This is a genomic window from Deinococcus sp. Leaf326 (genome assembly GCF_001424185.1).
Lineage (GTDB): Bacteria > Deinococcota > Deinococci > Deinococcales > Deinococcaceae > Deinococcus.
This window is the reverse complement of sequence record NZ_LMOM01000087.1, coordinates 13,074-37,286: the sequence shown is the minus strand read 5'-3', so window position 1 is coordinate 37,286 and position 24,213 is coordinate 13,074. Positions and strand designations below refer to the sequence as shown.

At 70.3% G+C, this 24,213-nt stretch carries 23 protein-coding genes; 18 read left to right on the top strand and 5 right to left on the bottom strand.

Going from position 1 to position 24,213, the window contains the following annotated elements; translation table 11 throughout:
* Window positions 1-45: 45 nt before the first annotated feature.
* The 3 genes from ASF71_RS20795 (at window position 46) to uvrB (ending at window position 4,932) form a co-directional block, all read left to right on the top strand.
* On the top strand, window positions 46-1,335 hold the full coding sequence (locus ASF71_RS20795; protein WP_056303702.1) for a 26S protease regulatory subunit: 1,290 nt from the start codon (window positions 46-48) through the stop codon (window positions 1,333-1,335).
* Between the two features lie 46 nt (window positions 1,336-1,381).
* Window positions 1,382-2,848, top strand: coding sequence for a hypothetical protein (locus ASF71_RS20790; protein WP_056303700.1), 1,467 nt, complete (start codon window positions 1,382-1,384; stop codon window positions 2,846-2,848).
* Window positions 2,849-2,916: 68 nt separating this feature from the next.
* Window positions 2,917-4,932 (top strand): excinuclease ABC subunit UvrB, encoded by a 2,016-nt coding sequence (gene uvrB, locus ASF71_RS20785; protein WP_056303698.1) that lies wholly within the window; start codon window positions 2,917-2,919, stop codon window positions 4,930-4,932.
* A 21-nt stretch (window positions 4,933-4,953) separates the two neighbouring features.
* On the opposite strand, the gene ASF71_RS20780 is transcribed toward uvrB, so the two are convergent.
* Window positions 4,954-5,418: a hypothetical protein gene (locus ASF71_RS20780; RefSeq protein WP_056303696.1), complete on the bottom strand. Its 465-nt coding sequence runs from the start codon at window positions 5,416-5,418 to the stop codon at window positions 4,954-4,956.
* Window positions 5,419-5,558: 140 nt separating this feature from the next.
* Between ASF71_RS20780 and ASF71_RS20775 the strand changes: the two genes are divergently transcribed.
* From ASF71_RS20775 to ASF71_RS20750, 6 genes are all read left to right on the top strand, one after another.
* Window positions 5,559-6,776, top strand: a complete 1,218-nt coding sequence (locus tag ASF71_RS20775) for a zinc-dependent alcohol dehydrogenase (protein ID WP_056303694.1) — start codon at window positions 5,559-5,561, stop codon at window positions 6,774-6,776.
* Between the two features lie 72 nt (window positions 6,777-6,848).
* The gene (locus tag ASF71_RS20770) at window positions 6,849-7,301 is read left to right on the top strand and encodes a putative dsRNA-binding protein (RefSeq protein ID WP_056303692.1); all 453 of its coding nucleotides are present in this window, start codon (window positions 6,849-6,851) and stop codon (window positions 7,299-7,301) included.
* Entirely contained in the window at window positions 7,298-7,960 is a 663-nt protein-coding gene (locus tag ASF71_RS20765) for an HAD family hydrolase (protein ID WP_369815034.1), read from the top strand. Before ASF71_RS20770 ends, ASF71_RS20765 begins: the two co-directional genes overlap by 4 nt.
* Window positions 7,961-7,985: 25 nt before the next feature.
* Entirely contained in the window at window positions 7,986-8,330 is a 345-nt protein-coding gene (locus tag ASF71_RS20760; RefSeq protein WP_056303690.1) for a YraN family protein, read from the top strand.
* A gap of 45 nt (window positions 8,331-8,375) precedes the next feature.
* Window positions 8,376-9,005 (top strand): hypothetical protein, encoded by a 630-nt coding sequence (locus ASF71_RS20755; RefSeq protein WP_056303689.1) that lies wholly within the window; start codon window positions 8,376-8,378, stop codon window positions 9,003-9,005.
* 83 nt (window positions 9,006-9,088) lie between these two features.
* Complete coding sequence (locus tag ASF71_RS20750; protein ID WP_056303687.1) at window positions 9,089-10,270, top strand: pyridoxal phosphate-dependent aminotransferase; 1,182 nt, start codon at window positions 9,089-9,091, stop codon at window positions 10,268-10,270.
* Between the two features lie 147 nt (window positions 10,271-10,417).
* Here the strand turns inward: ASF71_RS20750 and ASF71_RS20745 are convergent, their stop codons facing one another.
* Window positions 10,418-11,002: a nitroreductase gene (locus ASF71_RS20745; protein WP_056303685.1), complete on the bottom strand. Its 585-nt coding sequence runs from the start codon at window positions 11,000-11,002 to the stop codon at window positions 10,418-10,420.
* A 64-nt stretch (window positions 11,003-11,066) separates the two neighbouring features.
* On the opposite strand from ASF71_RS20745, the gene ASF71_RS20740 reads away from it, so the two are divergent.
* The 9 genes from ASF71_RS20740 (at window position 11,067) to ASF71_RS25620 (ending at window position 21,070) form a co-directional block, all read left to right on the top strand.
* Entirely contained in the window at window positions 11,067-11,819 is a 753-nt protein-coding gene (locus ASF71_RS20740; protein WP_056303683.1) for an AIM24 family protein, read from the top strand.
* An 88-nt stretch (window positions 11,820-11,907) separates the two neighbouring features.
* Complete coding sequence (gene murG / locus ASF71_RS20735) at window positions 11,908-13,086, top strand: undecaprenyldiphospho-muramoylpentapeptide beta-N-acetylglucosaminyltransferase (RefSeq protein ID WP_056303681.1); 1,179 nt, start codon at window positions 11,908-11,910, stop codon at window positions 13,084-13,086.
* Window positions 13,087-13,215: 129 nt separating this feature from the next.
* Window positions 13,216-14,577: a UDP-N-acetylmuramate--L-alanine ligase gene (gene murC / locus ASF71_RS20730; protein ID WP_056303679.1), complete on the top strand. Its 1,362-nt coding sequence runs from the start codon at window positions 13,216-13,218 to the stop codon at window positions 14,575-14,577.
* Window positions 14,574-15,455 carry a UDP-N-acetylmuramate dehydrogenase gene (locus ASF71_RS20725; RefSeq protein ID WP_056303677.1) on the top strand — a complete coding sequence of 294 codons (882 nt, stop codon included), beginning with the start codon at window positions 14,574-14,576 and terminating at the stop codon, window positions 15,453-15,455. Before murC ends, ASF71_RS20725 begins: the two co-directional genes overlap by 4 nt.
* Before the next feature lie 3 nt (window positions 15,456-15,458).
* The gene (locus tag ASF71_RS20720) at window positions 15,459-16,319 is read left to right on the top strand and encodes a cell division protein FtsQ/DivIB (RefSeq protein WP_235514663.1); all 861 of its coding nucleotides are present in this window, start codon (window positions 15,459-15,461) and stop codon (window positions 16,317-16,319) included.
* Window positions 16,316-17,710, top strand: a complete 1,395-nt coding sequence (gene ftsA / locus ASF71_RS20715; RefSeq protein WP_056303675.1) for a cell division protein FtsA — start codon at window positions 16,316-16,318, stop codon at window positions 17,708-17,710. Before ASF71_RS20720 ends, ftsA begins: the two co-directional genes overlap by 4 nt.
* Before the next feature lie 136 nt (window positions 17,711-17,846).
* The gene (gene ftsZ, locus ASF71_RS20710; protein ID WP_056303673.1) at window positions 17,847-18,926 is read left to right on the top strand and encodes a cell division protein FtsZ; all 1,080 of its coding nucleotides are present in this window, start codon (window positions 17,847-17,849) and stop codon (window positions 18,924-18,926) included.
* A gap of 324 nt (window positions 18,927-19,250) precedes the next feature.
* Entirely contained in the window at window positions 19,251-19,733 is a 483-nt protein-coding gene (locus ASF71_RS20705; protein ID WP_056303672.1) for a fasciclin domain-containing protein, read from the top strand.
* Window positions 19,734-19,819: 86 nt separating this feature from the next.
* Complete coding sequence (locus tag ASF71_RS25620; protein ID WP_304437961.1) at window positions 19,820-21,070, top strand: VanW family protein; 1,251 nt, start codon at window positions 19,820-19,822, stop codon at window positions 21,068-21,070.
* Window positions 21,071-21,079: 9 nt separating this feature from the next.
* On the opposite strand, the gene ASF71_RS20695 is transcribed toward ASF71_RS25620, so the two are convergent.
* From ASF71_RS20695 to rsmI, 3 genes are all read right to left on the bottom strand, one after another.
* Window positions 21,080-22,105 carry an endonuclease/exonuclease/phosphatase family protein gene (locus tag ASF71_RS20695; RefSeq protein ID WP_056303670.1) on the bottom strand — a complete coding sequence of 342 codons (1,026 nt, stop codon included), beginning with the start codon at window positions 22,103-22,105 and terminating at the stop codon, window positions 21,080-21,082.
* 97 nt (window positions 22,106-22,202) lie between these two features.
* On the bottom strand, window positions 22,203-23,192 hold the full coding sequence (pfkA, locus tag ASF71_RS20690) for a 6-phosphofructokinase (RefSeq protein ID WP_056303879.1): 990 nt from the start codon (window positions 23,190-23,192) through the stop codon (window positions 22,203-22,205).
* A gap of 155 nt (window positions 23,193-23,347) precedes the next feature.
* Entirely contained in the window at window positions 23,348-24,190 is an 843-nt protein-coding gene (gene rsmI / locus ASF71_RS20685) for a 16S rRNA (cytidine(1402)-2'-O)-methyltransferase (protein ID WP_369815039.1), read from the bottom strand.
* Between the last annotated feature and the right edge of the window lie 23 nt (window positions 24,191-24,213).

The following is a 24,213-nucleotide window of genomic DNA, read 5'->3' as shown; positions in this document are numbered from 1 at the left end:
CAGAACGGGCACGCCCGGTGCGCCCGGCCGCATTACAGTACCCCCATGACAGACTCGGTCATCGGGGCGTTGCGTGCGGCGCTGGACGCCAGCCCAGACGACGCCGGACTGCGCGAACACCTCGCGCGGCTGCTGCTCGACGCCGGCCGGGGGCCCGAGGCGCTGGCGCTGCTGCGCGCCGGATTGGCCGCCGATCCCACGCAGCAGCGCGTGCTGGCGCTGGCCGTCCGGGCCGCCGACCTCGCGGGCGACGCGGCGGCGGCCACGGCCTACCAGACGGTGCTCAACGCCCTGTACCTCAGTGAGCAGCGCCCCCCCGAGCAGCAGGCGCCGGCGGCGGCAGGCAGCCCTCCTGCCGGCGGCCGGCCCGCGCCCGAATATTGGGCCGGCGAGCGGCACGGCATGGATTTCCCCCCGCCCCACGACGAGGCCGACCGGCCGCACCTGACGCCCTTCGACACGCGCTGGCAGGCGCTGGGGGGCGGGGTCACGCTGCGCGACGTGGTGGGCATGACAGACCTGAAAGAGCGGTTGGAACGCTCGCTGCTGGGGCCGCTGCGGCAGCCTGAACTGGCCCAGGCGTATGGCAAACGCGCCGGTGGGGGCCTGCTGCTCTACGGCCCGCCCGGCTGCGGCAAGACGTTTCTGGCCCGCGCGGTGGCGGGCGAGCTGGGCGCGGCCTTTCTGGAGGTCACGGTGGCCGACGTGCTGGACATGTGGCTGGGCAACGCCGAGCGCAACGTGCGCGCCCTGTTCGCCTCGGCGCGGCGGCGCGCGCCCTGCGTGGTGTTTTTCGACGAGGTGGACGCCCTAGGGCGGGGGCGGCAGCTCACGCGGCACAGCTCGCACTCGGTCACGCAGACCCTGCTGCGTGAACTCGACGGGCTGGGAGGCCGCGAGGGCGTCTTCGTCATGGCCGCCACCAATGCTCCCTGGGACGTGGACAGTGCCCTCAAGCGGCCCGGCCGTCTGGGGGCCACGCTGCTCGTGCCACCGCCCGACCTCGCGGCGCGCGAGGCCATGTTCGGCGAGTTCATGCGGGGCCGCCCAACCAGGGACCTGGACAGCGCGTGGCTGGCCCGCCAGACCGCCGACTACAGCGGCGCGGACATCCGCCACCTGTGCGACGACGCGGCCGAGCGGGCGCTGGCCCAGGCCATGAAACGCGGCACGGTCCAGCCAGTCGGTATGGCCGAGTTCAGGGCGGCGCTCCGGGACACCCGCCCCTCGACCCGCGAGTGGCTGATGCAGGCACGTAACCACGTCCTCCACGCCAACGAGGGGGGAACCTACGACGAGCTGGCCGAGCTGCTGCGCGGGAAGCGGCTGCTGTGACGCGGCCTGAGCGCGCCTGCGGTCCCGCCCCCGGCGGGGGCCCGGCATGAGCGGGGACTGGGCGGACCCCGGTCCCTGGACGGCGCAGCCGACCGGCGAGGACGACCGCGCCCGGCTGCTGCGGCAGATGGGCGCCCTGAACGACCTGGGGCGGCCCGCCGAGGCCCTGCGGCTGGCCCGCGCCTACCTCGCCCACGATCCGCACGATCTCGCGGTGCTGACGGCGGCGAGCCGCTGCGCCCTGGCTCTGGACGACAGCGCGCAGGCCGGCGAACTGGCCCGGCAGGCGGCCGCCCTGGCCCCCGGATGGTCCACACCTCTGGCACTGCTGGCCCAGGCGCAGCGGCGCAGCGGCGACCTCTACGGCGCCCACCTGAGCGCCCTGGACGCCCTGCGCCTGGACCCGGAAGACTCCCTGGCCCTGTTCGAGGCCGGGACCATATCGGCCATCCGGGCCGAGAGGACCGTCTGGCTGCGCCGCCGTTCCCTGATCGCGGGGGGGCGGCAGGCGGCCGATACCCTGGAGTGTCTGGAACCCGAGTGGGCCGACGCGCCGGCGCTGCACGCCCTCCTGAGTGCGGTAAACGGTGACTGGGCACGCCATGACCGCGAGGTCGCGCGGGCCCTGGCCCGCGATCCGGAGAGCACCCTGGCGCACAACATCGCCCTGATGGGCCGGGAACTCCGGGGCGGCCCCGGCGTCCTGAGCGCCCTGCTGGAACGCCTGCGCGCCCAGCCCGACAACAGTTACGCCCGCTCCACCCTGCGCGCGCAGTTTGGCTACGAGGTCTGGCGGGCCGGGTTCGCGCGGCACTGGTGGCTGCGGCCGCTGCACGTCGCGCTGTACCACGTGGCGTTTCTGGTGCTCGCCATGCCCGTGTACCTGGTCTGGCGAACCTGGCGCGTCTGGCATTACCGGGAGGCGTACCGGGCCGCCTTCCTGCCGGCCGAGCGCCGCCGTCTGGCATGGCGCTACGGCCTGCTGTGGGCGGGCAGTCTGGGACTGGCACTGCTTGCAGTTCTCGGGCGACTGTGGCCCCGGACGTTCACGAACGGTACCGCCCTGTACGGCCCGTTCTGGCTGCTTGTGGGAGCGGCGCTGCTGAGCGTGACCCTGCCCGCCGCCTTCACCGGCCGCGGCGGCCTGTTCGGCGCCGACCCCGAGGCCCCCACGGCCGCGCACCCGGCGCCCCGGCCCTGGACCGTGGGCCGGGCGCTGTGGCCCCTGCTCGCGGGCCTGCTCACCCTGGGCGGCGTGCTGACCTTCCTGACAGGCCTGTGGGCAGCCCTGACGGGCAGCGAATCGCCGACGGCCGAGACCGGCGCCGGCCTGGGCATTCTGGCCGTGGTGGCGGCCCTGCCCGCGCTACTGCTGGCGCGCGCCGTCCACTGGGCCCGTTTCGGACCGGGCGTGCCCATGCGGATGTCGCTCCTGGACGCCGCGCTGTCACTGATGACGCTGCTGTTCATGCTGGCCTTCGTGGGCGACGTGTGGCGGGCCGTCGCGGGTTAAGGATCGCGCTTCCCCACCTCGCCATTTCGCTTACCTTCCCCCTTACGCCCGGGGCGTAAACTGTCAGGATGTTAAGCGTCAAGTCCGAATTCACGCCGTCGGGCGACCAGCCGACCGCGATCCGCTCGCTCGTGGACGGTCTGGACTCGGGCCTGCGCTTCCAGACACTGCTGGGGGCGACCGGCACCGGCAAGACCTACTCGATGGCGAAGGTCATCGAGGAGACTGGCCGCCCCGCCCTGATCATGGCCCCGAACAAGATCCTCACGGCGCAGCTCGCCTCTGAGTTCCGCGAGTTCTTTCCCGACGCGGCCGTCGAGTTCTTCGTCAGCTACTACGACTATTACCAGCCCGAGGCCTATGTACCGGGCAAGGACCTGTTCATCGAGAAGGACGCGGCGGTGAACCAGGAGATCGAGCGGCTGCGGCACTCGACGACCCGCAGCCTGCTGACACGCCGGGACACCATCGTGGTGGCGTCGGTGAGCTGCATCTACGGCCTGGGCGACCCGAAGGAGTACACGGCACTGAACGCCGTCATCAAGAAGGGCGGCGTGATGCCCCGCGACGAACTGCTGGGGCGGCTGGTGAACATGCAGTACGAGCGCAACGACATCGAGCTGATGCCGGGACGCTTCCGGGCCAAGGGCGAGATGGTCGAGGTGTGGCCCGCCTACGACGAGCAGCCCCTGCGTATCGAGCTGTGGGGCGACGACGTCGAGCGCATCAGCGTGGTGCACCCGCTGACGGGCGAGCGCCTGGCCGACCTCGACGCGACGGTGGTCTACCCCGCCAAGCACTACGTGAGCAGCGCGGGCAACATCGAGCGGGCCATCGTGGGCATTCAGCAGGAACTCGACGAACGCCTCGAATACTTCCACTCGGTGGGCAAGCTCGTCGAGGCGCAGCGCATCAAGGAGCGGACCCTCTACGATCTGGAGATGCTCAAGGTGCTGGGGTACTGCTCGGGGATCGAGAACTACTCGCGGCACATCGACGGCCGCGTGGTCGGCGCCACGCCGTACACCATGCTCGACTACTTTCCCGACGACTTCGTGACGTTCATCGACGAGTCGCACGTGACGGTGCCGCAGATCGGCGGGATGGCGAACGGCGACCGGGCGCGCAAGCAGACCCTGGTGGACTTCGGCTTCCGGCTGCCCTCGGCGATGGACAACCGCCCCCTGAACTTCCAGGAATTTACGGACAAGACGGGCCAGACGGTGTTCGTCTCGGCCACGCCCGGCGCCTTCGAGCGCGAGGTGAGCGATTCGGTGGCCGACCAGATCATCCGCCCGACGGGCCTCATCGACCCGCCCGTGACGGTGCGGCCCATCCAGGGCCAGATTGAGGACCTGCTGGGGCGCGTGCGCGTGAAGGCAGCGGCGGGCGAGCGGACCCTGGTCACGACCCTGACCAAGCGCATGAGCGAGGACCTCACCGAATACCTGCTGGAAAAAGGGGTCAAGGCGCGGTACATGCACTCGGACATCGACACGGTGGAGCGTCAGGTCATCATCCGCGACCTGCGGCTCGGGCACTACGACGTGCTCGTGGGCATCAACCTGCTGCGTGAGGGCCTGGACCTGCCCGAAGTGTCACTGGTCGCCATTCTGGACGCCGACAAGCCGGGCTTCCTGCGCAGCGAGCGGGCGCTCGTGCAGACCATCGGGCGCGCGGCGCGCAACGTCAACGGCGAGGTCATCCTGTACGGCGACACGGTCACGCCCGCGATGCACTCGGCGATGGAGGAAACGGCCCGGCGCCGCGAGAAGCAGGAAGCCTACAACCTGGAACACGGCATCACGCCCCAGAGCATTCGCAAGGGCGTGCGCGACGTGATCCGGGGCGAGGAGGTGGCCGCCGAGATCAGCAGCGAGAACGTGGGCAACGACGTGGACAGCCTGACGCGTCAGCTCACCGATCTAGAACTCGACATGTGGCAGGCCAGTGAAGACCTCGACTTCGAGAAGGCCGCCTCGCTGCGAGACCAGATCCGCGCCATCGAAGCCAAGTTGCAGGGGAAGGAGTTCAAGCAGGCCACCGTGCCAGGCCAGAAGGCCAGGAAGCGCGGGCGGCGCTGAGGAGACTCAAGGACGGACCATTCAGCGCAGACGCTCCAGTGTGCAGGTCCCGTCGCTCAGCGGCCGGAGACCCCGCAACAGGGCCTCGCGGGAGAAGTCGCTCCCCTTCTGGGCGTTGTTCAGCCGCTCGCTGTTCCACTCCGTCGAGCCGTAAAGCAGAACGCCGTGGGCCACCTTCGCACCTGGGGTGAACTGGGCGAAACAGCGTATTGAATTGAGTTCCATGATCGTGGCATCTATGCCTCTTTCTCTGGGAGAAAAGAGCATGGCGCCGCCCCCGATCAGTCCTTCGGCAGCGTAGACCTGATCTGGCGAATCTCCGGGCAGGAGGCGGCCGAGTTTCAGTTGTAGGCTGACGCTCAGACCATCCCTGCGGGTCGCGTTCAGCGTCCAGACCTGCCCGGCAGCGGGGGGCGACTGAAGGGCGCCGCCCCCCGCAGAAGCTACCGGCGACAGAAGGAGGAGGCCCAGGATCAGCACGCGCATAAAGCGAGTGTAGAAGGGTAGGGCAAAGACAGGCCGCTCATTTGCGTCTCCCTAGACTCAAGGCTGAATCCCTGTTCAGCCAAGGCCGCCTTGGCCGCAGGCTCACGCCCGGCGCCCCCAGGGGCGATAGACCTGGAGACATGAAAGCAGTCGTATGGCACGGTATCGGCGACATTCGCCTGGACGACATTCCCGAACCCCGCGTCGAGGACCCCACCGACGCCGTCGTGCGCCTGACTGCCAGCGCGATCTGCGGCACTGACCTGCACTTCATCCGAGGCACCATGAGCGGGATGGTTGCCGGCACCGTGCTGGGGCATGAGGGCGTGGGCATCGTCGAGCAGGTGGGCAAGGACGTGCGCAACTTTGCGCCGGGCGACCGGGTAGTCATTCCCTCGACCATCTCGTGCGGCTCTTGCCCCCCCTGCCGCGCGGGCCACACCTCGCAGTGCGACAACGCCAACCCGGGCGGCCCCTCCGCGGGCACGGCCTTCTATGGCGGCCCCAAAGCGGCGGGAGCCATTGACGGGATGCAGGCCGAGAAGGTGCGCACGCCCTACGCCAACTCCAGCCTCGTCAAACTGCCCGACAACGTGAGCGACGACCAGGCGATTTTGCTCTCGGACATCTTCCCCACTGCCTATTTCGGGGCCGACATCGCGGGGGTCAAGGAGGGCAGTGTCGTGGTGGTACTGGGCTGCGGGCCGGTGGGGCAGTTTGCCATCATCAGTGCGCGGCTCCTGGGCGCAACCCGCGTGATTGCCGTAGACCGCCTGCCCGACCGCCTGGAGATGGCCCGCAAGAACGGCGCCGAGGTCGTCAATTTCGACGAGGAAGACCCGGTGGAAGCAGTAAAACGCCTGACGGGCGGCGTGGGGGCTGACAACGTAATCGACGCGGTGGGCATCGACGCGCAGCACGCCGACCACGGCCCGGCCAAACCCAGCGCCGAGGAAGCCAAGACTTTCGAGCAGCAGGTACAGGAAGTCGCCCCCGACGCCGCCCCCACCGGGGACGGCCAGTGGGTGCCCGGCGACGCGCCCTCGCAGGCGCTGGAATGGTCCATCGAGATGGTCAAGAAAGCGGGCCAGATCGGCATCATCGGCGTGTACTCGCCCGAGATGACGACCTACCCCATCGGCAAGGCCATGAACAAGAACCTGACGCTGCGCATGGGCAACTGCGACCACCGCGTCTACATTCCCCGGCTGGTGGACCTCGTGGCGGCGGGCGTCGTAGACCCGGCGAAAGTGCTCACCGAGCACGAGCACCTCGGAGACGCCATCGCGGCCTTCGAAGCCTTCGACAAGCGGCAGCCCGGCTGGATCAAGGTGGAACTGGTCCCTCAGTCCGGTTGATCCTGGCCCGCACAAGACGCGGCCCGGCCCACGCGCACCCTGCGCCGGGCCGGGCCGCGCTACGCTGAGGCCATGAACCCAAAGGGCGACCTGATCGCGCGCACGCAGACGCTGGGCCTGGGCACCCCGACCTTCGGGGCCGAGGCCGAGGGGCCGCCCCACGACCGCACCTTCCGCGCGCAGGTCACCGTGGGCGGCGAGATACTGGGCCAGGGCGAGGGCCGCAGCAAGAAGGACGCCGAGCGCGCCGCCGCCGAAGCCGCCCTGCTCATCCTGAGCGGCCGCGATGAAGGTGAGCAGGAAGGGCCGGACGCGGAGGACCAGCAGGCGCAGGGTGCTCCCAAGGACACCGCCCCGGCGGGCCGCTGGCCGATCTACGCCGCCGTGCTGGCCGAGGCGCTGGAAGTGGCCCTGGAAGTTGCCGACGAGGACGCCGACCTAGACGACGTGCGCCGTGAGGCCGCCCGCCTGTACCGCGACCTCTTGGCCGACCTGGGCCACGGCCCGGAAGAGGACGCCGAGTGAGACTGCCCGCGCGCCCGGCCGGCGTGCTGTTCGACATGGACGGCGTGCTGACCGACAACAACGTCTTTCACCGTCAGGCCTGGGTCGAGGTCGCCGCCGAGATTCTGGACCTGCGCCTCAGCGAGCACGACCTCGACACGAAGGTGGACGGCGGGCGCAACCCCGAGATCATCGAGCGCCTGACCGGCCGCGTGCCGGACGCCGAGTTGGCGCAGCGCTTCCACGACGCCAAGGAGGGCCGTTACCGCGACCTCGCGCGCGGCGCGTTGCGGGAGGTCCAGGGCCTGAGCACGTACCTGGAAGCCCTGGAGGCGCGCGGCATTCCCTACGCCCTGGTCACGAGTGCCGACCACGTGAACGTCGAGTTCGGGATGGAGGCACTGGGCTTCGGGCACCGTTTTCAGACCCGTGTGCTGGGCGAGGACGTGTCGCGAGGCAAGCCCCACCCCGAACCCTTCCTGCTGGGGGCGGCGCGCCTGGGTCTGGACCCGGCGCAGTGCCTCGCCCACGAGGACGCGGTCAACGGCGTCAAGAGTGCGGCGGGCGCGGGCTGCACCGTCGTCGCCCTGCGGACCACCGCCCCCGAGGCGGCGCTGCTGGCCGCCGGGGCTACCCTGACCGCCCCCGACTTCACCGGCTGGGCCGATTGGCTGGTCTGAGTCCGGGCTGCGCGGCGCCTCTAAGGTGAAAGGCGCCGACGCCGAGACCCGTGCGGCCACACATCTGGCCGCGCTGGGGCGCGAGATCGTGGCGCGCAACTACCGCATTCCGGGCGGCGAGATTGACCTCGTGAGCCGTGAGCTGGACGGCACCCTGGTCTTCACCGAGGTCCGGCAGCGGCACACGGCCCGCTACGGCGGCGCGGCCCAGAGCGTGACCCCGCGCAAGCTTGCGCTGATGCACCGCGCCGCCCTGAGCTACCTCACACGCGAGTGCGGGCGCGACGATCTGCCCTGCCGCCTGGAAGTGCTGACCATCGACGGCCCGGCCGAGACCGGCATCCTGGCTGTCATCCCGCTGGAGCCGTAGATCTGCGCCTCACCGGGCCGCCTCGCCCGCTACAGTGAGCATCAGATGAACTTCGTGAAGTCACTTTCAGTCCTGCTCGCTCTCTCGCTCACTGCAACGGCAGCCGCGCAGGAAGGCACGCCAGTCTTCGTACAGCCGCCCCAGACCCAGACCCAGACCCCGCAGCCGCCTGCACAGCCGACCGTCCCGGTCCTGTCCCCCGTGCAGGCACTGCCGACTCCTGCCGCAGTCCTGGCCAGCGCTGCCCCGGCTCCTGCGCCCGACGGCGTGACGCTGTGGGGCGGCCTCTCCTCGGAACTCTATATCCTGTCGGGCCTCACTGCGGGGCTCAGCGTGCCTGTGTTCCAGACTCCGGCCCTGACCGTATCGGTGCGCGGCGCCCTCGACCTCGTGCTCGTTCCGCTGCCCGATCTGCCCGTGGCGGCCGCCCCCCTCATCGGGGCCGACCTGCTGCTCAGCACGCGTTCGCGGGGCGTCAACGTGTATGGTGGACCCGGCGCAGGAACCTTGCTGGGCCTAGTCTCCTGGGTGGGAGGCACTGCCGGCCTGCGCGGCACCTTCAGTACGGATGGACGCTGGGGCTACTTCGGAGAATTCAAGGGCCGGTATTTCCTGGACAGCGATGTGGGGATCTTCTCGCCTGGCGCACGCTTCGGCCTGACCTACCGCTTCTGAGCCGGGAGGGGCGGGCTGCCTTCTCCCGCCCCCTCTACACCTCCGCCCTCCGTCCGGGCCGCCCCGGCGCTAGCCTACGCGCCATGAGTCCCCAGTCCGAAGCGGCGCCCCGGCTTTCCCAGCGGGCCCTGAGCCTCAAGCCCTCCTCGACGGTGGCGGTCACGTCGCGCGCGCTGGAGTTGCAGCGTCAGGGCGTGGACGTGATCTCGATGAGCGTGGGCGAGCCGGATTTCGACACGCCGCCGCACGTCAAGGCCGCCGCCATCCGCGCCATCGAGGGCGGCAAGACGAAGTACACGGCCGTGAGCGGCATTCCCGAACTGCGCGAGGCCATCAGCGCCAAGTTCCGGCGGGAGAACGGGCTGGAGTACGCGCCCTCGGCCGTCACGGTGACCAGCGGAGGCAAGCAGGCCCTCTTCAACGCCTTTTTCGCGCTGCTCGACCCCGGCGACGAGGTTCTCATCCCCGCGCCCTACTGGGTCAGCTACCCCGAGATGGTCGCCCTGACCGGCGCGGTGCCGGTCCCGGTGCCGACCACGCCGGAAAGCGGCTTCGCGCTCGACCCGGCTGAACTGGAGGCGCGCGTCACCTCGCGCACCCGCCTGATCGTGCTGAACAGCCCCGGCAACCCGACCGGCGCCGTCTTTCCGCCCGAGGTGCTGGCCGAGGTCGCGCGCATCGCCCAGAAATACAACCTCCTGATCGTCACCGACGAGATGTACGAGCATCTGGTGTACGGCGCCGAGCAGGTCAGCATCGGCACCTTCGCGCCCGAGCACACCCTGACCATCAACGGAGCGAGCAAGGCCTACGCCATGACCGGCTGGCGCATCGGCTACGCGGGTGGGCCGCAGGGCGTGATCACGGCCATGAACGCCTTGCAGTCCCAGAGCACCAGCAACGCGAGCAGCATCGGGCAGTACGCCGCCCTGGCCGCGCTGGAACAGCACGGGGAGACGGCGCGCTTCATCGAGATGGCCCGGACGGCCTACCACGCGCGCCGCGATCGCATCGTCGCGGGCCTGAACGCCCTGGGGCTGCCCACACCCACGCCGCAGGGGGCCTTCTATGTCATGGCCGACACGCGCCGCATCCATGACAACGAGCTCGAAGCCGCCCGCATCCTCCTCGACGAGGCGCGCGTGGCCGCCGTCCCCGGCACCGACTTCGCCGCGCCGGGCCAGATCCGCCTGAGCTACGCGACAGACATGGACACCATCGAGGAAGTGCTGCGGCGCATCGGTGAGGTGGTGGCGCAGCGTTAGACGAACACTTTACGGCGATGTCCTACTCCGCTGAAGGGTGAACTGCACCCCCTTTGCGCCACTGCACACCGCCGTTCTCACGGGTTCTCGATCCTCTCGGGTCAGGGGAATTGTGGCAGGACCCTGCAACTTCCCTGACCCCCGTGGTCAATCCCTGAACCAGCGCACCTTGTCCTGTGCCGGCCCGCGCTTGCCCACTGGCCACTCGCCCGCCATGTGGCCCAGGTACAGCATTCCCAGCGGCGTGCTGTCCTCGGGAAAGCCCAGGGCGCGGGCCGTGTGGGGGTGCATGCTGGGCACGTTGCTGATCCACTTGCTGCCCAGGCCCAGGGCGCGCGCGGCGAGCAGCAGATTCTGCACCGCGCAGGCAGCGGCCCACTGCTCCTCGTGCAGCGGCATCCTGGGCTTCTCGGCGGGCTGGGCGGCCACCACGATCCACACCGGGGCCATGCGCTGACGCCCCCGCTGGGTCTCGCGGGCCTCGGGGGCGGGCTCCTCCTTCCCCTGGCTCAGCGCCAGCGACTCGGCGAGGGCATCGGCCAGTTTCAGGCGACCCTCGCCGGTGAAGACTGCGAAGCGCCACGGCTCGGTGCGGCCGTGGTTGGGCGCCCAGTTGGCGGCTTCAAGCAGGGTATTCAGGGTCTGTTCGTCGACGGGATCGGCGCTCAGGAGTGGCAGGTCCACAGTGCGGCGCTCGCGGATGGCGCTGAGGGTATCCAGGGGGGAGATCATCGCTGCCCAGGGTAACGCCGGGGCGCGCGGGAACCCGGCGCGGGGCGGGCGCGTAACGCAGGGCATGACGAATTCCGACGGCACCTACAGTCTGCGCGACTTCCTGAGCAAGACGGCCGAGCGCGACAATCCCGGCGACGTGTTCGAGCTCGAATCCAGCAAGATGCTGGAGGTCAAGGTGAACGGCCGCGTCTGGAGCAAGCTCGGCGCCATGATCGCCTACAAGGGCAACCTCAGCTTCAAGCGTGAGGGCACCCTGGAGGGCGGCCTGATGAAGGCCCTCAAGCGCGCCGTGAGCCAGGAGATGAGCCCCTTGGCCAAGATCGAGGGCCGGGGAGTGGCGTACCTCGCCGACCAGGGCAAGGAAGTGCAGATCCTGCGCCTGGCCGGCGAGAGCCTGAACGTGAACGGCAACGACCTGTTGGCCTTCGAGGACAGCGTGCAGTACGACATCACCATGCAGCGCCGCATCGCGGGGATGGCGGCAGGCGGCCTGTTCAGCGTGCGGGTGCAGGGCCACGGCATGGTGGCGATCCTGAGCCACGGCAAGCCGCTGACCCTGCGCGTGAGCCCCAACGAGCCGCTGTTTACCGACCCCAACGCCACCATCGCCTGGAGCGGCAACCTGCAGCCGCAGCTGCGCATGGACTCCTCGCTGCGCTCCATGATCGGACGCGGCGGCGGCGAGACCTACCAGATGGTCTTCCAGGGCGACGGCTTCGTGGTCGTACAGCCCTTCGAGGAATTTGAGGCGGGCATGGTCGGGGGCGGCAGTTCGCACGGCAGCAGCGGCGGCCTGGGCGACCTGTTCGACTGAGCGCGGGCCGCCACACTGGCCATGGGGCAGGGGACGTCCACCTCCAGGTTGACCTCCCCTGCCCCCGCGCGCTCTACACTCGGCCCCGATGAGCTTGGTCGTGATGGCAACAGGCGGCACCGGGGGCCATATCTACCCGGCGGTGGCGACCGCACGCGAACTGATCCGGCGCGGGCACGCGGCGATGCTGCTGGGCCAGCGCGGGGGAATGGAGGAGCGGGTGGCCGCTGAACAGGGGCTGCTGTTTCACGGGGTGGACGCCGGCAAACTCGCGCGCAGCGGGCAGGGCATGGCCGATCCGCGCGAGTTGCTTCGCGCCGGGCAGGGCGTGACCCAGGCCCGCGCCCTGCTCCAGAAGCTGCGGCCCGCCGCCGTAGTGGGCTACGGGGGCTTTGCCAGCCTGCCGGGCGTACTCGCCGCGCAGAGCCTGCGCCTCCCGACCGTCCTGCACGAGCAGAACGCCCTGCTGGGCCTCACGCAGCGCCTCGCGGTGGGGCGCGCGCAGGCCGTCGGCACGGTGTACGACACGGTGCGCGGCCTCTCGCCCGACAAGGCCACCCTGGTCGGGATGCCGGTGCGCGAGGAACGTCTGGACCGTGCCGAGGCCCTGGAGCGCCTGGGTCTCCAGCCGGGCCGCCTGACCCTGCTGATCATGGGCGGGTCGCAGGGATCGCTGTTTCTCAACGACAACGTACCCGGCGTGCTGCGCGGGCTGTTCGGCAACTCGGGCGTGCTGGGTGGCGAACTGCCCCAGATCGACTTCGACTTCCGCAGCGGCGACCTCAGCCTGACCCCGGCGGGCGGCCCGGCGCAGGCTGTGCAGGTCCTGCACGCCACCGGGCGGCGCTGGCTGGAGAAGGTGGGGCCGGTGGTCCAGGACTGGCCCTGGTACCGCGCGACCGACTACGTGGACGCGGTCGCGGCGTGGTCGGCGGCCGACCTGGCAATCACGCGGGCAGGCACGAGCACGCTGGCCGAGGCGGCCTTTCACGGGGTGCCGCTCGTCATGGTGCCGCTGCCCGAGTCGGCCGAAAACCACCAGCTCCACAACGCGCAGGCGGTGCAGCTCTCCGGGGCCGGGCGACTCGTCGAACAGCGCCGGGTTCTCGACACTGGGACGGAAGCCGGGGCCGGAGGGCTGGCGCAGGCGGTGTTAGAGTGTGCGCAGCCGGAGACCCGCGCCGCCATGACGGCGGCGGCCCTCGCGCGTGCTCAGCCGGGCGCGGCGGCCCGCTTCGCCGACCTGATCGAGACGCGCCTGCGCTAGCGAGCTGCCCCCATGACCCAACCCTCACCGACCCCCCCGACCGCCCCCGGCCTGAACGCGACTGGCCCCGACGCTCAGCCCTCTTCCCCCGTTTCCTCCGCGCCGCATCCCGCACTGCACTACCACCTCATGGGTGTGGGCGGGATCGGTATGAGCGCCTTCGCGCGGCTGCTGCGGGCCCGCGGCCACCGCGTGAGCGGCTGCGACGAAGCCGCCACCGAACTCACCGCGCAGCTCGAGCAGGAAGGCGTGGCGGTGGCCAGTGGGCACAGCGACGCGCATGTCGCGCCCCAGGCCTTCGGGCCGGAGTTCGGCCCGGTGGATGTGCTCGTCGCCTCCGAGGCCGTTCCCAAGACCCATCCCGAACTCGTGGCGGCGCGGGCAGCCGGCATTGAGGTCCGGCCCCGGATGGCGCTGCTGGGCGAACTGCTGGGCAGCGGCCCCAGTGTTGGCGTGATCGGCACCCACGGCAAGACGACCACCACAAGCATGATCGCGGTCGCCATGCAGGGCGCGGGCCTGGACCCGTCGGCCTTCGTGGGCGGGCTGGTGCCCGAGTTCGGCAGTAACGCGCGTGTGGGCGAGGGGCCCTTCGTGGCCGAGGTGGACGAGTCCGACCGGGCCTTCGCGGAGCTGAGCTGCGAGACGGCCGTGTTCACCAACGCCGAGGACGACCATGTGGGCGGCGATCAGGCGACCTACTGGAATACGGTTGAGGAGCAGCACGCGGGTTTCGCACGGTTCGTCGCGGGTTCGGAGCGTGTGCTGCTGTGCGCCGACTGGCCGGGCCTGGACGAACTGTGTGCGGGCGCCCGCGAGCGCCTGAGCTACGGCCAAGCAGCGGATGCCGACTACCGTGCCGTAGACCTGCGCCCCGACGCCGAGGGCACCGCCTTCACCGTCACCTTCCGGGGCGAGACGCTGGGCGAGGCCCGCGTGTCGCTGCCCGGCGTCCACAACGTCCTGAACGCGCTGGCGGCGCTGGCAGTCACGCACCTGTACGGCGGCGACTTCACGCGGGCCGCCGCCGCCCTGGCCGCCTTCGGGGGACCGGGCCGGCGCTGGCAGCGCGTGGGTGAGCTCAACGGCGCCCTGATCGTGGATGACTACGCGCACAACGCCACCAAGGTCGCCGCTGCCGTGCAGGCCGCGCACCAGACCGGCCGCCGCGTGCGCGTGGTGTTTCAGCCGCACCGCTACCTGCGCACCCAGCAGAGCTGGCCCCGGCTGGCCGACGCCCTGATGGCAGCCGACGAGGTGCTGCTGCTCGATATCGCCGCCGCCTCCGAGCCGCCCATCGAGGGAATCCACGCCACCCTGATCTCGGAGCGCATGACCGAGCAGGGGCACCGGGGCGTGCAGTACCTCCCCGACCGCGCCGAGGTCGTGCGGCGGCTGCGCAATACAGCCCAGGCCGGCGACATCATCGTGACGATGGGCGCAGGCGACGTCTGGAAACTCGGGCGCGAACTCGTCGGAGAGCCCGGATGACTGCGGCTCCGCAGAGCCGTACCGGCGCCCGCGTCGAGCGTCTGCCCTTGGCCCGCTTCACGACTCTGGGTGTGGGCGGCGAGGCCGAGGTATGGTTCGTGGCCGACCACGCGCAACTCGCCGAGGCCATTGGGGCGCCCTACCGGGTGCTGGGCGGCGGCAGCAACCTCGTGATCAGCGACGCGGGGGTCCCCGAGCGGGTGGTGCGCCTGACCGGCGAGCTGGCCGGCCGCGACCTGGAGCCCGACCCGGCCCTGAGTACCGGCACCGAGATCGTCACCGGCTGGATCGGCGGCGGCGTCCCCCTGCCCGGATTGATCCGCACCTTGCAGAAACTGGGGCTCTCAGGGCTGGAAGGCACGGTCGGCATTCCGGCGCAGGTCGGCGGCGCAGTGTGGATGAACGCGGGCACCCGCTACGGCGAGATGTTCGGCGGCCTGCACACGGTCGAGATCGTGACGCCGGAGGGCACGCGGCAGGTCACGCCGGACGAGCTGGACTGGGGCTACCGCCAGAGCGGTATCGCGCGCGGCGAGGTGGTGTCTCGGGTGCGGCTGCGCCTGACGCGCAGCACCCCGGAAGCCGTGCTGGAGAAGATGACCCACGCCGACACCGCCCGCAAGGGCCAGCCCAAGATGAAGACGCCCGGCTGCGCCTTTAAGAATCCCGGCGGCGTCAGCGCGGGCAAACTCATGGACGAGGCGGGGCTCAAGGGCGCGCGGGTGGGTGCCGCCATGATCGCGCCCGAGCACGCCAACTTCATCGTGAACCTGGGCGGCGCGACGGCGGCCGACGTCCACGCCCTGCTTGACCTCGCCCGCGAGCGGGTGGGCGTGCCTATGGAACTCGAATATGAACTCTGGCCGGAGCGCGGTTAGGCCGTGGCCCGTCGCCGCAACGCCTACCGCGACCCCCTGCCCGGTCCACCTGCCGGGCAGGGGCCGCCGGACCCGGTTCCCGAAATCGCATCTCCCCTCCCCGAGGTTCAGGTGGCTGAGCTGGAGGTCCAGGCCGACGTCATGGTCTCCGAAGAGGTCGCCCCTATGCCCGAAGACGTGCGCCCGCGCCGGCAACGCCGCGCCCGCACCGGCCCCAGCCTGGGCGAGCGGCTACGGCGTGTGCGGCCCTGGGTGTGGTGGGCCTCGGGGGGCAGTGTCGTGTTCGTGGCCGCACTGGCGGCGAGCTGGCTGCTGCTGCCGGTGCGGACCGTGACCGTCAGCGGCAACGGACACCTCAGCACGGCCGAGGTGCGCCGCCTCGCGGGGCTTGACCCCGTGCTGGGCAGCGAGTTCGGCTGGCTGTATTACGGGCGCTGGCGCGCGCGCGGGCTGCTGGACAGCCCCTGGGTGGCCTCGGCGCGCGTGACCCGGATCTTTCCCGACCAAGTGAGCATCGAGGTGACCGAGCGCCGGCCCTTCGCGCGCTGGCAGCCGCCGGGCGGTGAGGCCGTCACGCTGGCCGAAGGCGGCGAAGTTCTGCCGGACGGCCCCACTACCGGCCTGCCCGTCCTCAGCGGCTGGGGGCCGGACCGCCTGAAGACCGCCCTGACGGCCGCCCGCGCGCTGTCGCGCTACACTGTGCAATCGGCCGCATATACCCCCAGCGGTGTCACCGTGCGAACGGCGAACGGCAGCGTCTGGAGCGGCGACCTCAACTCTCTCTTGAAGTACGCTGGGAGCATCAGCATGTACCCGAACCAACACATCAACATTTATCCTTGGGGGGTGAGCGTCCAGGAATGAGGGACAGTACCATCATCGTGGGCCTCGATATCGGCACCACCAAGATCACAACGGTCATCGGCGAGGTCATGCCGGGCGGCAGCGTCGACATCATCGGTGAGGGCAGCGTCCCCAGCGAAGGCATGAAGCGCGGCAGCGTGGTCAACCTCGACCGCGCGACCCAGGCCATCCGGCAGTCGGTCCAGGCGGCCGAACGCGTCAGCGGCGTCAAGGTCCACGACGTGTTCGTCAGCGTGGCGGGCAACCATGCCAAGGCCATCACCAGTCACGGCTTGGCGGCCATCCGGCGTCATCAGGAGATCAACCAGCAGGACGTGGACCGCGCCATCGAGAACGCGCGCGCGGTGCCGCTTGATCCCAACCTCGAAATCCTGCACACGCTGCCCCAGGAATACGTCGTGGACGGCCAGGAGGGCATCAAGAGCCCGGTTGGCATGCATGGCGTGCGCCTGGAGGTCGACGTGCACATCGTCGCCGGAACCGCCGGCCCCCTGCTCAACCTGCGCCGCTGCGTGCAGGAGGCGGGGCTGGCGGTCGAGGGCTTCGTGCTGCACGCCTTGGCCTCGGGTCTCGCCACGCTGACTGCCAGCGAGCAGCAGCAGGCGACCATCGTGATCGACATGGGGGGCGGCACCACCGACATCGGGGTGTTCAAGCGGGGCAACCTCGCCCACAGCGCCAGCATTCCCATCGGCGGCGAGCACGTCACGGCCGACCTCGCGCAGATCCTCAAGATCCCGATGGAGGAAGCCGAGAACGTCAAGCGGCGCTACGGCGCGGCCCTGCCCGAACTCGCCGATCAGGACCTGACATTGGAGATCACGACCTCCAACGGCACGACGCACGCCATCAGCGCCTTCGAGCTTTCACGCGTCATCAAGCCGCGCATCAACGAGATCTACGGCATGATCCGCGACGAGATCGACCAGGCCCTGGGTCCTGTGGAACTCGTGGCGCAGTCGGTCGTCCTGACCGGCGGAGCCGCCCAGCTACGCGGAGCCGTGGAACTGGCGCGTGACCGCTTCCGGCTGCCGGTACGCCTAGGCCAGCCCCGCGGCATCCAGGGGCTGAGCGACATCGTCAGTGGACCCGGCCATGCCTGCGGCGTCGGCCTGGTTCTCTACGGCATCGCGCAGGACGGCAAGGTTCCGATGAGCGTCTCCACCGAGGCGCCGGCTCCGGCCCACGCTCCCGAACTGCCGACCATTGGCCGCGCGCCCACCCCGGCGCCGGCTACGGTGGTGACGGCCGCTCCCACGCCGGCGCCGCAGCCGGTGACGGCCACGCCCGCACCGGCGCCGGCCGAGGCCAAGGCGCCAGCTCCCAAAAAGGAGAAGGCGGGCGCGAGCTTCGGGGACCGGATCCGCACGATGCTCAAGGACTGGTTCTAGATCTCTTCCCCGGAAGCAGGGGCCACCCAGGCGGTGGCCCCTGCCCCTCCCCGAAAACGGGTGCGCTAGACTCGCCCCACTGACACACCGGTCCAGTTGACGTACCCAAACACCCTCTGGACGTGAAGGAGACAAGATGCAAGCGGCCAGAATTCGCGTGATCGGCTTGGGCGGGGCGGGCAACAACGCCGTGAACCGCATGATTGAATCGGGACTCGAAGGAGTCGAATTTATCGCGGGCAATACCGATGCCCAGGTGCTGGCCAAAAGCCACGCCGAGGTCCGTATTCAGCTCGGCGACCGCCTGACACGCGGCCTGGGCGCGGGCGCAGATCCCGAGGTCGGCGAGAAGGCCGCTTTGGAGGACCGCGAGCGGATCAAGGAATACCTCGACGGCACCGACATGCTGTTCATTACGGCCGGCATGGGCGGCGGCACCGGCACGGGCAGCGCCCCGGTCGTGGCCGAGATCGCCCGTGAAATGGGCATCCTCACGGTCGCCATCGTGACGCGGCCCTTCGGCTTCGAAGGCCCCAAGCGCATCCGTGTGGCCGAAGAGGGCATCAGCAAGCTCACCGACCGCGTGGACGGCATGATTGTGGTGAACAACCAGAAACTGCTGACCGCCGTGGACAAGAAGGTCTCCTTCCGCGAGGCCTTCCTCGTTGCCGACCGCGTGCTGTACTACGGCGTCAAGGGCATCAGCGACGTGATCAACGTCGAGGGCATGATCAACCTCGACTTTGCCGACGTGCGCAACCTGCTGGCCAACTCGGGCACGGTGCTCATGGGCATCGGTGCCGGGCGCGGCGACAAGATGGCCGAGGAAGCCGCCATGAGCGCCATCCATAGCCCACTGCTCGAACGCGGCATCGAAGGCGCGCGCCGCATCCTGGTGAACGTCACGGGTGGCTACGACATGAGCATGACCGACGCCAACGAGATCGTCGAGAAGATCCGCGAGGCGACCGGCTTCGAGGACCCCGACATCCTCTTCGGCATCACGCCCGACGAGGCGGCCGGCGACGAGGTGCGCGTCACCGTGATCGCCACAGGCTTCAGCGACAGCGCCTTCAGCGGCCTTCCCGCCCAGCCCGGCGCCTCACGCGGCAGCACCATCGACACCATCGTGCGTCCGGTGCGCGGCGGCAACGCCGGCAGCTACGACCCCAAGGACTACGACATCCCCGCGTTCCTGCGCAACGTCGGCGGCTGAGTCGTCCTTAAGGCCACACGGCCGCTGCTTCCTAGTTGGAAGCAGCGGCCGTTCTTGATGCACCCCAGAACAAGCCGTCACAACTGCGCAGCTACCTTGAGGTCAGCTTCAGGCAGGCTTGAGCTGAACTTGAATTTCATTTGATATCAAGGATTCTGTGGGCGTCGCTACTTCATGTGAGTTTCTCCGAATCTAAGGTCTGATGACAAGACAGGCAGCCAACTTCGGCGTAGCTCTCAGGAGCTGTGATGTAGAAGGTCCGGTCTTTGATAGAAGCAGCCGAAGTTGAGTAGTCAAGCCAGCTCATTCAAGGAGAGTGCCCCCATGAAGACCAAGACCCTGCTGACCACCGCCCTGCTGATGACCGGCCTCGCCCACGCGGGCGGCGGAAGCGCCGTGCCCTCGGGCAACACCATCGCCGCGATCGTCGCGAACGACCCCAACTTCAGCACCCTGCTTACGGCGGTGCAGGCGGCTGGCCTGACCTCGACCCTGAACGGCGCAGGCCCCTACACGGTGTTCGCGCCGACCAATGCGGCCTTCGCCAAGATCCCGGCGGCCCAGCTCAACGCCGTCCTGAACAACCGCGAGCAGCTGCGCGCCCTGCTGCTCAACCACGTCGTGCCGGGCCGCGTGACGGCCGCACAGGTCCAGAACCTGAGCAGCGTGACCACGGCCGGCGGCGGCACCCTGAACGTGATGGCCAGCGGCGGACAGGTCATGATCGGCGACGCGACCGTGACCCGCGCGAACATCGCGGCGAGCAACGGCATCATTCACGTGATCGACACGGTGCTGATGCCCTGAGTCAGGCCACACCACGGACAGACCGGCGCAGGCCCGTACGCGGCCGGCCGGTCTGTTTTTCTGTTCCCCTGCCCGAGGAGCGCCCCATGAAGATTAAACCCGGTTGGCTCGTCCTGAGCGCCCTGACCCTGGGGCTGCTGAGCCTGGGCCTACGGCCTGCGGCCTCTCCTCCGGCCCAGGCCGTGGCCGTGGCCGGAATACCGTCCGCCGCCCTGCCTGCACCTGTGGCCCAGACGCCTGCCTCCACATTTACCCTGACCCTGAACGCAGCCGAACCGGTCCTCGTGGGTGGCAGGATCGAGCGGCCAGCGGTGATGCGCCGTTTCGAGCTGAACCTGACTCCCGAGGAGCGCGCCGCTCTGCGGAAAGGCGACCCCCTGACGCCCCTGCGCGCCGAGCTGAACCGCATCTACCGCGAGGTCGAGGCCCGTACGCCGCAGGACCTGAGCTTCGCCGAGGAGGGAGGACGCTGGGTCGGCCGCGCGCGGACCGGCTGGACGGTGGACCGCGCGGCGACCGAGACGGCCCTGCGCCGGGCGGTGGAGGCCGGCGCAGGCGGCAGCACCCTGAATGTGATCCTGCGTGCCCCGGAACGCAGCGTGCGCTGGGCCCAGGCGCAGGGGCTGACGCATCTGGCCGGGGGCGAATCCTCCTTCGCGGGGAGTCCGGAGTTCCGGGTGCAGAACATCCGGGTGGGGGCCAGCCGGGTTGACGGCACCTGGGTCGCGGCGGGGCGCAGCTTCAGCTTCAACCGCGCGGTGGGGCGGATCAATGCGGCGAACGGCTTCGTGCCGGGCTACGTGATCACCGGGGGGAGCCTGAGCAAGGAGGACGGCGGCGGGATCTGTCAGGTGAGCACCACGGTGTTCCGGGCAGCCTACGCGGCGGGGCTGCCCATCACCGAGCGCCACGCCCACTCGTATCAGGTGGCCTACTACGGCGACCCCGGCATGGACGCCGCCGTCTACGCGCCGAGCAAGGACCTGCGCTGGCGCAACGACACGGGGGGGCCGCTCCTCGTGCAGGCGAGTTGGGACGTCGAAGCTGGGCGACTGCGGGTGGACCTCTTCGGCCGCGACGACGGCCGGCAGGTACAGGTGGCCGCGCCCAAGGTCGGAAACAGCCGCCTGCCACCCGACCCGACCTTCCTGGCCGACCCGGCGCTGGCGGCCGGCGAGACGCGGCGACTGGACATGCCTGCCCCCGGCGCGCGTGTCGCGGTGGTGCGGCAGGTACAGCTGAAGAGCGGCGCGGTGCGCGAGGATGTGACGCGCAGCAGCTACCGCCCCTGGGGCGGCGTGTTCGTGGTGGCGCCTGGGGACAAGCGGCTGCAGTGACGCGGGCGCCTAGGGCTGCGCCGCGCCCTCTACCGCCGGAGGCAGACGCAGGCGCACGACCAGGGCGCGGTGGTCGCTCAGGAGGTCGGGCAGGGCCTGCACATCCTCGGCCTGGGCGCCGCGCAGCCAGACGTAATCGGTGCGGGCGTAAGGGGCACGGGCATGATGCGTCAGGCCGAACCAATGGCCCGCCTGCGGGAAAGCGTCCCGCAGGCCCAGGACGCTCAGGTCCCGGTGCAGCTCCCCTCGCGGAGGGGCACCCAGGTCGCCGGCCAGCAGCAGCGGCTCTCCTCCGGCCTCCGGCAGCCGGGCCAGCACCTCAGGCAGTTCACGCCGGGCAACCAGGCGGTGCATGGTCCGATCGGACAGGACGCGGCCCACCGCCAGGTCGGCGGCGTCCGGGCGCAGCCCGAGACTGGGCAGGTGGACGTTGACCACCGTCACCTCCTGCCCGGCGGCCCGGACGCGCGCGAGCAGGACCGAGTGCGGCGTCTGCGGGAAGGTGATGGTGCGCGACCCCAACAGCGGCAGCCGGGTCAGGATCAGCAATTCGTCGCGGCGCAGCACCGTCCAACCCGGAAAGGCGCGGCGCAGCGCCGCCTCGTAGGGCTGGGCCTTGCCGGCACGGTCCAGCCCCTCCTGCAGGGTCACGAGGTCGGCCCGCTCGCGCGCCACCAGGGCAGCCAGCGTGGTGGGCGACGCCGAGGCGAAACCCGTGTTCAGCGTCAGCAGGGTCAGGGGAGCCCCGTCCGGCAGGCGTTCGGCCCGCGGCAGCACCGCGCCCGCCTGAAACACCGCGAAGGCCAGGGCCACCCCCAGGTTCCAGATCACCCAGCCGCCCTTGCGGCGGCGCGCGGCGAGAAAGGCGAGCAGCAGCGGTAAAAGCAGCAGCGGCAGGGCAGGCACCTGATCAAGCAGGGCCAGCCACCACCAGGTCTCGGACCACTGCCGCGCGAGTACGCCCCAGGCAAGCGAGAAGGCGGCGAACAGCAGCGACCAGAACCGGAGGTGGGACAGTGGGGCGGAGTGCGGCATGAGGCCTGCCGATGCTAAGGCCTGAACGCGCAAGACGGAGCGGGTCGGCCCCGGCGCACACTAAGGAGGCCGGGGCCGCCGGACAGGGCTCAGGTGCTCAGATACTCAGAGTCTTGGCGCAGCGGTACAGGTCGCGGTTCACGTCCTTGCGCTTTTCCCAGGTCTCGTGCAGGGGGGTGTAGACGATGCCGCCGCTGCCGCGCCCGACCATCACGCCCTTTTCGCCGTCCATCAGGGCGTACACGGCCGCCTCGCCCAGCCGGCTCGCCAGCACGCGGTCGCTGCTGACCGGCGCGCCGCCGCGCTGGATGTGGCCCAGGATGCTCACGCGCGTCTCCAGGCCGGTGCCCGCGGCGATGGTGTCGGCCACGCCCTGCGCCCCGCCCGGATAGCCCTCGGCCACGATGATGATGCTGCTGGCCTTGCCCTTGGCGACGCTGGCCTTCACGATCTCGACCACACCCGCGACCGACTTGGCGTCCTCGGGAATGAAGACCTCCTCAGCGCCGCCCGCCACCGCCACGTCCAGCGCGATGTGCCCGGCGTGGCGGCCCATCACCTCGATCACGAAGATGCGCTCGTGCGAGGCGCCGGTGTCGCGCAGTTTGTCCACGGCGTCCAGCGCCGTCTCGACCGCCGTGAAATACCCGATGGTGTGGTCGGTGCCGTACAGGTCATTGTCGATGGTCCCCGGCACGCCGATGACCGGCACGCCGTGTTCTTCCTGGAGATAGTGCGCGCCGTGGAAACTGCCGTCACCGCCGATGACGATCAGTCCGTCCACGTTCCAGTCGCGCAGGACCTGGGCGCCTTTGGCCCGGCCCTCGGGGCTGCGCCAGGTGTGCGAGCGGGCGGTGAGCAGGATGGTGCCGCCGCGCTGGATGGTGTTCGCCACGTCGCGCGGCCCCAGGACCGACAACTCGCCCCGGTGCAGGCCCGAAAAGCCCCGGCGCACGCCGACCACTTCCACGCCCTGTTGGGTCGCGGTGCGGACCACGGCGCGGATGGCCGCGTTCATGCCCGGCGCGTCGCCGCCGCTCGTCAGGACCGCGAGACGCCGGATGCCGGCAGGGTTGGGGTGCTGCATCTCGGGGTTTTCGGCCGCGCGGGCGGCCTCGGTCAGCGAGGCTTCGGGAATGGCCGTGTCGTTGATGTGGGCGTCGTTCAGGGATTCGTTCATGGCAGGAAAAGCCTCTCTGGGAGCAGGGAAGGGGAAAGGCGGTCACCGCCGGGAGGCGGCCCTCAGGGCGCCGTGACCTGAAGCGCTAGCGTGTAAGCGTCATTCTTACGCAAACCCGCCGCCATCAGGCGCTCACGTATATCCCTGACCCCCAGGCCCTCGCCGGCCCAGGTGCGGGCCAGTGCGGCGTGGTCGGGGACGTCGGCGGCGGCCTCCTCGGGCGGGCGGCCCCCCACCGTCAGCACGATCTCGCCGCGCACGCCCCCGGCAGCCCAGGCGACCAGCTCGGCCAGGGGGCCCCGGCGCGTCTCCTCGAATTTCTTGGAGAGTTCGCGGGTCACGCTGGCGGGGCGCGCCTCGCCACATGCGGCCGCCAAGTCCTCCAGGGTGGCATGCAGGCGGTGGGGGCTCTCGTACAGCACGCTCGTCTCGGCGCGCGCGGCGATGGCCGCCAGGCGCTCCTTGCGCTCACGGCCGCTGCGGGGCAAGAAGCCCTCGTAGGTAAAGCGGCCCGCCGGCAGCCCCGAGAGCACCAGCGCAGGCACCAGGGCCGTCGCGCCGGGCAGCACCTCAACCGGGATCTCAGCCGCGATGGCTGCCGCGACCAGCTCCGCACCGGGATCGCTCAGGCCCGGGGTGCCTGCGTCGGAGACATAGGCGAGCCGGGGGTATTTTTCGAGGACCGCGGGCGCCCGGTGCATGGTGTGGGCGTCGAGCCGCACCAGTGGCCGCCCGATGCCCAGGTGAGACAGCAGCGCGCCCGTGCGCCGGGTGTCCTCGCAGGCGACCGCGTCGGCGCCGCGCAGCACTTCCATAGCCCGCAGGGTGATGTCGCCCAGGTTGCCGACCGGCGTGGGCACCAGCCACACCCGCGCGCCGGCAGGCAGCTCGGTCGCCCCGGACAGTTCCAGTTCGGGCCGCTCCGGGA

Excerpts from the sequence above, each read along its gene's own strand:
- ASF71_RS20795 (WP_056303702.1), top strand. The coding sequence starts at position 46 with ATGACAGACTCGGTCATCGGGGCGTTGCGTGCGGCGCTGGACGCCAGC.
- ASF71_RS20790 (WP_056303700.1), top strand. The coding sequence starts at position 1,382 with ATGAGCGGGGACTGGGCGGACCCCGGTCCCTGGACGGCGCAGCCGACC.
- uvrB (WP_056303698.1), top strand. The coding sequence starts at position 2,917 with ATGTTAAGCGTCAAGTCCGAATTCACGCCGTCGGGCGACCAGCCGACC.
- ASF71_RS20780 (WP_056303696.1), bottom strand. The coding sequence starts at position 5,418 with ATGCGCGTGCTGATCCTGGGCCTCCTCCTTCTGTCGCCGGTAGCTTCT.
- ASF71_RS20775 (WP_056303694.1), top strand. The coding sequence starts at position 5,559 with ATGAAAGCAGTCGTATGGCACGGTATCGGCGACATTCGCCTGGACGAC.
- ASF71_RS20770 (WP_056303692.1), top strand. The coding sequence starts at position 6,849 with ATGAACCCAAAGGGCGACCTGATCGCGCGCACGCAGACGCTGGGCCTG.
- ASF71_RS20755 (WP_056303689.1), top strand. The coding sequence starts at position 8,376 with ATGAACTTCGTGAAGTCACTTTCAGTCCTGCTCGCTCTCTCGCTCACT.
- ASF71_RS20750 (WP_056303687.1), top strand. The coding sequence starts at position 9,089 with ATGAGTCCCCAGTCCGAAGCGGCGCCCCGGCTTTCCCAGCGGGCCCTG.
- ASF71_RS20745 (WP_056303685.1), bottom strand. The coding sequence starts at position 11,002 with ATGATCTCCCCCCTGGATACCCTCAGCGCCATCCGCGAGCGCCGCACT.
- ASF71_RS20740 (WP_056303683.1), top strand. The coding sequence starts at position 11,067 with ATGACGAATTCCGACGGCACCTACAGTCTGCGCGACTTCCTGAGCAAG.
- murG (WP_056303681.1), top strand. The coding sequence starts at position 11,908 with ATGAGCTTGGTCGTGATGGCAACAGGCGGCACCGGGGGCCATATCTAC.
- murC (WP_056303679.1), top strand. The coding sequence starts at position 13,216 with ATGGGTGTGGGCGGGATCGGTATGAGCGCCTTCGCGCGGCTGCTGCGG.
- ASF71_RS20725 (WP_056303677.1), top strand. The coding sequence starts at position 14,574 with ATGACTGCGGCTCCGCAGAGCCGTACCGGCGCCCGCGTCGAGCGTCTG.
- ftsA (WP_056303675.1), top strand. The coding sequence starts at position 16,316 with ATGAGGGACAGTACCATCATCGTGGGCCTCGATATCGGCACCACCAAG.
- ftsZ (WP_056303673.1), top strand. The coding sequence starts at position 17,847 with ATGCAAGCGGCCAGAATTCGCGTGATCGGCTTGGGCGGGGCGGGCAAC.
- ASF71_RS20705 (WP_056303672.1), top strand. The coding sequence starts at position 19,251 with ATGAAGACCAAGACCCTGCTGACCACCGCCCTGCTGATGACCGGCCTC.
- ASF71_RS25620 (WP_304437961.1), top strand. The coding sequence starts at position 19,820 with ATGAAGATTAAACCCGGTTGGCTCGTCCTGAGCGCCCTGACCCTGGGG.
- ASF71_RS20695 (WP_056303670.1), bottom strand. The coding sequence starts at position 22,105 with ATGCCGCACTCCGCCCCACTGTCCCACCTCCGGTTCTGGTCGCTGCTG.
- pfkA (WP_056303879.1), bottom strand. The coding sequence starts at position 23,192 with ATGCAGCACCCCAACCCTGCCGGCATCCGGCGTCTCGCGGTCCTGACG.